Origin of the sequence: Melaminivora alkalimesophila (genome assembly GCF_000282995.1) — a bacterium.
Classification (GTDB): Bacteria; Pseudomonadota; Gammaproteobacteria; order Burkholderiales; family Burkholderiaceae_C; genus Melaminivora; species Melaminivora alkalimesophila.
Genome location: NZ_ALEE01000055.1, coordinates 1 through 769, shown reverse-complemented (window position 1 = coordinate 769; position 769 = coordinate 1). Strand labels below are relative to the sequence as shown.

General features: G+C 72.4%; 1 protein-coding gene. It reads right to left on the bottom strand.

All coding sequences use genetic code 11. The features are described 5' to 3' along the window. Nucleotides 1–769 (bottom strand): secretin N-terminal domain-containing protein (locus tag A612_RS00540; protein WP_019372670.1); only part of this gene is annotated, 769 nt, incomplete at both ends.

Below are 769 nucleotides of genomic sequence, written 5' to 3'. Positions count from 1 at the left end.
CGCCCGTGCCCGGCGCGGCCGGCTGGTCGAGCTTGGCCACCAGCGAGCGCACCAGCGCCACCCGCGCCGGGTTGGCGGCGCGCACGATCAGCGCGTTGCTGCGCGGCTCGGCCAGCAAGGTGGTGCGAAACGAGGTGTCGCTCTGGCCCGGTACGCCGGCCTGGGCGGCTGCCGGGGCGAGCGCGCCGCTGCCGCCGCCCTCGACCAGGCGCGCCACCAGCGGCGCCAGCTCGCTGGCGATGGCGTGGCGCAGCGGGATGACCTCCACGTCGCTGGCGTTGGAGACGTCCATCGCGGCGATGATGCGCGCCAGGCGCTGCAGGTTGTCGGCGTAGTCGGTGATGACCAGCGAGTTGTTGCCCGGGTTGACGTTGATGGTGTTATTCGGGCTGATGAGCGGGCGCAGTACCGGCACCAGGTTGGCGGCGTTCTCGAAGTTCAGCTTGAAGATCTGCGTGGCGATCTGCCCGCCCGCGGGGGCGCGGCCCGAGCTGCCCTGCGTCACCGTGACGCCGCCGGCCTGCAGCTTGGCATCGGCCTCGGGCACGACCTTGTACAGGCCGGCGGACTCCACGACGGTGAAGCCCTGCAGGCGCAGCGCCGCCAGGAACTGGTCGAAGGCCGCCGCCGGTGCCACGGCGCGCTCGGTCGAGAGCGTCAGCTGGCCCTTGACGCGCGGGTCCACCACGACGTTGCGGCCGGTGATGGTCGCCATCGTGCGCGCCACCGCCTCGATGTCGGCGTTCTGGAAGTTCAGCGTCACCGGCTC